7 protein-coding genes are annotated in these 6,034 nt (G+C 31.4%); all 7 read right to left on the reverse strand.

The annotated features are described in order from the left end of the window. Positions 1 to 259: 259 nt before the first annotated feature. Positions 260 to 985 (reverse strand): hypothetical protein, encoded by a 726-nt coding sequence (locus B3578_RS03210; protein ID WP_286496430.1) that lies wholly within the window; start codon positions 983 to 985, stop codon positions 260 to 262. A gap of 145 nt (positions 986 to 1,130) precedes the next feature. Then, positions 1,131 to 1,913: a nitrilase-related carbon-nitrogen hydrolase gene (locus B3578_RS03215; protein WP_286496429.1), complete on the reverse strand. Its 783-nt coding sequence runs from the start codon at positions 1,911 to 1,913 to the stop codon at positions 1,131 to 1,133. After that, the gene (locus B3578_RS03220; protein ID WP_185144154.1) at positions 1,897 to 2,562 is read right to left on the reverse strand and encodes a phosphatase PAP2 family protein; all 666 of its coding nucleotides are present in this window, start codon (positions 2,560 to 2,562) and stop codon (positions 1,897 to 1,899) included. The genes B3578_RS03215 and B3578_RS03220 overlap by 17 nt, the downstream gene beginning before the upstream one ends. Before the next feature lie 134 nt (positions 2,563 to 2,696). After that, positions 2,697 to 3,041, reverse strand: coding sequence for a 50S ribosomal protein L20 (gene rplT / locus B3578_RS03225; RefSeq protein ID WP_038337134.1), 345 nt, complete (start codon positions 3,039 to 3,041; stop codon positions 2,697 to 2,699). A 95-nt stretch (positions 3,042 to 3,136) separates the two neighbouring features. Continuing rightward, entirely contained in the window at positions 3,137 to 3,334 is a 198-nt protein-coding gene (gene rpmI / locus B3578_RS03230; protein ID WP_038337133.1) for a 50S ribosomal protein L35, read from the reverse strand. A gap of 59 nt (positions 3,335 to 3,393) precedes the next feature. After that, a complete protein-coding gene (infC, locus tag B3578_RS03235; RefSeq protein WP_236688239.1) occupies positions 3,394 to 3,903 on the reverse strand; it encodes a translation initiation factor IF-3 in 510 nt (169 codons plus the stop codon). Between the two features lie 59 nt (positions 3,904 to 3,962). Beyond that, positions 3,963 to 5,885, reverse strand: coding sequence for a threonine--tRNA ligase (gene thrS / locus B3578_RS03240; RefSeq protein ID WP_291047019.1), 1,923 nt, complete (start codon positions 5,883 to 5,885; stop codon positions 3,963 to 3,965). Between the last annotated feature and the right edge of the window lie 149 nt (positions 5,886 to 6,034).

Below are 6,034 nucleotides of genomic sequence, written 5' to 3' on the forward strand. Positions count from 1 at the left end.
ACAACTCATAACTCGAAAACAGCCCTATAATCTCCTCAAGGGGATAGTTTAACTTCTATTCCTATTCCTTTAAGTCTTATGTCTTATAACTTATCACTCAAAACTCAGAACTTATAACCCGCGTTAGGGATAGTAGTAAAAATCCTTTTGTAGGAATTGGAACTTTCTTACTTGAAATTGAATCTTCTTCTACAAAAGATTGGAACGGATAGTCCGACCGAAGGGAACGCCCAAATTAATTTTTGTTAGGCACTATAAATTATTTGAAATTTATTAATTTATATAGATCATTTATTTTTTTAATAGAATCATTATCTAAATAATATAGGAAAAATAGGTTCTTGTCTATCTCAACAAAACCAGTAATCATATAAGATTTTTCGTTTTTTGATTCAATTAATAAATCAGGTTTATAATCATTGTTAATATCTAGCTCAACCATACCTTTTAAAGCATAAAGCTTTATTCTATCATTTATAATTGAATCGATGGGATTTCCTTTTATATTATAATTTACAATGGGTTTATGTATAAAGAAATCATCTGGAAAGTACATTTCTTCATATTTAGTATTTTCAAAATTATATACATCAGGACTCCGAAAAAATGATATTTTTTTCATCATTCTTTTATTAATTTCGATAATTTCTCCTAAGTTATATATCCTTATGATTGATTTTATTTTATCATCAATTGTTTCAGGATTGTATGTGTAATTTAAATTTACTTGCCTTACTTTATTTGATTTGGAATCGAAATTTACTGTAATATTCTTTAAGTTTTTATCGTCAACAATTGAAAACAAGTGAGAATTAAAAGATTTTAACGATTTAAATTGTGCATTATTTACAGGTGGAACTTTATAATAAAGTTCATTATAAGATTCAAATTGATAATTATTAAAAGTCTTACGAACTAAATATAAAGTATAAGTTGCAGAAAGTACCAATAATATAAAGAATAGAAATATAAATATCTTTTTCATAATTAATTATTATCGAAATATCAATTGTAGTAGCTTTCATAGATGCTTTTACAAGTGTTATCCATTCATATTCATTATCCATAAATATATGAATAAAAAAGAATTACACATACAAAAAAAAGCCCAACCAAAGTTGAGCTTGTATTTATCCAAAATAAAATGAATCGCGATCATTTAGAAAATTGAAATGCTTTCGAGTTTTATCTTGTTCTTCTTTATCAATTTCGAACTGTAAAATTTCGGGATGATTGTTAATTGTTTCCAAATCTTGTCCCAATGTATCAAATAAATGCGAATCGCCTTGATACTCGAGATTATAGCCATCTACGCCAATTCTATTTACACCAGCAATAAAAGCCATATTTTCGATTGCTCGAGCTTTTAGGAGTGAAATCCAAGCTTCTCGACGTGCTTTTGGCCAACTAGCGTTACAAAGTATCAAATCGTAGGGATTTTCCTCAGTATTGCGAATCCAAACTGGAAATCGTAAATCGTAGCAAACAATAGGACGAATTTGCCATCCTTTATAATCTATCGTTACAATTTTATCTCCTGCAGAATATACCCCAGCTTCTTTTCCGTAACTGAACAAATGTTTCTTATCGTAAATATAAATAGAGCCGCTTGGACAGATGAAATAAAATCGGTTATAGTATTTATCGTTTTCATGTGTAGAAATGCTTCCAGCAATCACAGAATTCAATTCTTTGGCTTTGTGTTGCATCCATTCGAAGGTTTCTCCAAAAGGTTTTTGACCAATTTTTTCTACATTCATCGAAAATCCCGAAGCAAACATTTCTGGTAACAATATAATATCAGTTTGATGATTGGCTAATAATTCATTTAAATAAGCGTGATTAGCTTTTGCATCTTCCCAGATTATATCGTATTGTATTAATGATATTTTAAGTTTATTTTGAATCTCCATTGTTAATAAATTTTTGATCTAATTTTGGTTTATTAGATTGGTTGATGATGTAATACATAAAGATAAATATAAAAAAACCAATAAACGAACCACCAACGGTATCAATCGCAAAATGGCGCGATAAGTAGATTCTACTAATTGCGATACTTGGAAAATGAAGTGCAAAAAATAATTGTAACCATCTGTTTTTGGTTAATAAACATAAAGTCATCGAAATTATTGCAGCTGTTAATGAATGTCCTGAAGGAAAAGTTGAAGCCATTTGTATCGCATAATCTTTGACTAGAATAATGTCTATTTTTTTCTGTGTAAAATAATATCCAGGACGTAAAACTTGTTCGAAATAGACATTCTTAAAGAAAACACTAATTGTTGTTGCAACTGCTCCAGAAACTAATAAATAATAAAAATATCTTCGAGTTGTTTTCCAAAATAGATAACCAAGAAGTATAAAAAATAAATAATAGGTTCCGAAATCGGTATAAAAAACAAAGAGTTTATCGAGATAATGATTGCTGTATTGATTGAAATGCAGATGTAATTCGTCGCGACCATAATATTGCGTCATAGCAATTGCAGCAAAATTGTAGATAAAAAAAACGACAAAAAATGGCCAAATTCTTAGAAATAAATCTTTTTGTTGATTCATTTGAGTTGGGTTTTTAAATAACATTTATGATGAGATTCCAAATAAGTCTAGAATGACATTCATTCAAATTTAAGCAAAAAAAAAACTTGACTAAATAGCCAAGTTTTAAAACGTTTTAATATTGTTTAAAAAAATTATTTTACTTTTTCTACGATTGCTTTGAAAGCTTCTGGATTGTTCATCGCTAAGTCAGCTAAAACTTTACGATTTAATTCAATTCCAGCTTTGTGGATAGCTCCCATAAATTTAGAGTAAGACAATCCGTGTAATCTTGCTCCAGCGTTAATTCTTTGAATCCATAACGCACGGAAATTTCTTTTCTTTTGACGTCTATCGCGGTAAGCGTATACTAAACCTTTTTCTACTGCATTTTTAGCAACAGTCCAAACGTTTTTTCTTCTTCCGTAATATCCTTTTGCAAGTTTTAAAACTCTTTTTCTTCTAGCTCTTGACGCAACTGCGTTTACTGATCTTGGCATAATTTTTAATTTTTTTGTAGTGGGCGAGATTGCTCTGCTTTAAGGCCCATCGACAGGGTTAATAATGAATTAATAAACCAAATAAGAACACGTTCTTATTTTAATCTTAATTGTTGTTTTACTGAATGAACATCAGCTTGATCAACTAAACCAGTTTGAGTTAAATTTCTCTTTTGTTTAGTCTCTTTTTTTGTTAGGATGTGGCTTTTAAAAGCGTGTTTTCTTTTAATTTTACCTGTTCCTGTTAATTTGAAACGTTTTTTCGCTCCAGATTTTGTTTTTAATTTTGGCATGATTACAAATATTTAAAATTAAAACGTTTTTTATTTTTTGTAAGATGATAAGAACCTAATTATTTCTTAGGTCCCATCATCATAATCATTCTTTTACCTTCAAGTTTTGGCATTTGTTCTACTTTTCCAACATCTTCCAATTCTTGAGCTAAACGTAACAATAAGATTTCTCCTTGATCTTTAAAGATAATAGAACGTCCTTTGAAGAAAACATACGCTTTCAATTTTGAACCTTCTTCTAAGAAAGATCTTGCGTGACGTCTTTTGAATTCGTAATCATGATCATCTGTTTGAGGACCGAAACGAATTTCTTTCACGACAACTTTCTGCTGTTTAGCTTTAAGTTCTTTTTCTTTTTTCTTTTGTTCGTATAAGAATTTTTTGTACTCTACGACACGACAAACAGGTGGAATGGCTTTTTCACTGATCATTACCAAATCTAAACCTTGTTCTTCTGCAAGTTCTAAAGCTTTAGCTATTGGATATACACCAGGTTCTATACCTTCTCCAACAACGCGTACTTCTTTCGCGTCAATCTTATCATTGATCTTGTGTTGATCTTCCTTAATTACTCTGGCTGGACCTCTGCCGCCTTTTCTTCTAATTGCGATAGTTATTCTGTTTTAAATTATTTTAATTTGATTTGTTCTTTCATGAAGTCGATAAACGCTTGAATCGTCATCTCTCCTAAATCACCTTCTCCGTGTCTTCTTACAGAAACTGTACCGTTTTCTGCTTCTTTTTCACCGATGATTAACATGAAAGGAATTTTACCGATTTCGGCATCACGGATTTTTTTACCAGTTTTCTCGTTTCTACTGTCAATCAGTCCGTTAATTTCTTCTTCGGCCAGCAAATTTAATACTTTTTCTCCATATTCCACATATTTTTCGCTAATTGGTAAAATTGTGAATAAATCTGGTGTTAACCAAAGTGGTAAATTCCCTGCTGTATTTTCTAACAAAATGGCAATGAAACGTTCCATAGAGCCGAATGGCGCACGGTGAATCATTACTGGTCTGTGTTTTTCGTTGTCTGCTCCAGTGTAAGTTAAATCAAAACGATCTGGTAAATTATAATCCACTTGGATTGTTCCTAATTGCCATTGACGTCCTAATGCATCTTTCACCATAAAGTCTAACTTAGGTCCATAGAATGCAGCTTCGCCATATTCTACAACTGTTGGTAAACCTTTTTCTGCTGATGCTGTGATAATTGCTTGTTCAGCTTTTTCCCAGTTTTCGTCAGATCCGATGTATTTTTCTTTATTCTCTGGATCTCTTAATGAGATTTGAGCCGAATAATTATCAAATCCAAGATTTGTAAATACATATAATACTAAATCAATTACTTTTTTGAATTCTTCTAATAATTGATCTGGTGTACAGAATAAGTGAGCATCATCTTGAGTAAATCCACGAACACGCGTTAAACCGTGTAATTCTCCTGATTGTTCGTAACGATAAACTGTACCAAACTCTGCATAACGTTTTGGTAAATCGCGGTACGACCATTGAGATGTTTTGTAAATCTCACAATGATGTGGACAGTTCATTGGTTTTAACAAGAATTCTTCTCCTTCGTTTGGCGTTTTAATTGGCTGAAAACTATCTGCACCATATTTTGCATAGTGACCAGAAGTTACATACAATTCTTTTTGACCAATGTGTGGAGAAATTACCATTTCGTAACCCATTTTTTGTTGCTCTTTCAATAAGAAGTTTTCTAATTTTCTTCTCAAAGCAGCTCCTTTTGGTAACCAAAGTGGTAAACCTGCACCAACTTTTTCAGAGAAAGCAAATAAACCTAATTCTTTCCCTAATTTACGGTGATCACGTTTTTTTGCTTCTTCTAATAACTCAAGATATTCTGTTAAATCTTTTTGTTTTGTGAATGTAATACCATAAACACGAGTCAACATCTTGTTTTTCTCATCTCCACGCCAATAAGCTCCCGCAACATTCAAGATTTTTGCAGCTTTCACAATTCCAGTGTTTGGAATGTGTCCACCACGACATAAATCTGTAAAATTATCGTGTGTACAGAATGTAATATCTCCATCTTGTAGATTAGAGATTAATTCTGTTTTGTATTCATTGTCTTTGTATGTCTCTAATGCTTCTGCTTTTGAAACTGAATATAATTTGAATTCAGCTTTTTTCTTTGCATTCTCTAACATTGCTTTTTCTACTTTCGCAAAATCAGCTTCTGTAAATTTATCCTCACCAAAATCAACATCGTAATAGAAACCTTTGTCAATCGCAGGTCCAATAGTTAATTTAGCATTTGGATAAAACTCTAAAATAGCTTGCGCTAATAAGTGAGCAGATGAATGCCAAAAAGCTTTTTTACCCATTTCATCATTCCAGGTTAACAATTTGATCGTTGCATCTGTGGTGATTGGGGTTGTTGTTTCAACTTGTTGATCGTTTACTATAGCCGAAATTACATTACGTGCTAAACCTTCACTAATGCTTAGCGCCACGTCCATAGGAGTTACGCCACTCTCATACTGTCTTACACTTCCATCTGGAAGAGAAATGTTTATCATCTTACTTTTAGAATTTGTACTAGGATGCAAAATTACGAATTTTCTGTAAGTTGACGAAATTTTTAAAGGGTTGATTTTGTTTGATTATTGATTATTTAGAATATTTTAAATATTAACTAGATGTCATACTGAAACGAGTTCCTTTAGAT

Origin of the sequence: Empedobacter sp. UBA1574 (genome assembly GCF_002322895.1) — a bacterium.
GTDB classification, from domain to species: Bacteria; Bacteroidota; Bacteroidia; order Flavobacteriales; family Weeksellaceae; genus Empedobacter; species Empedobacter falsenii_B.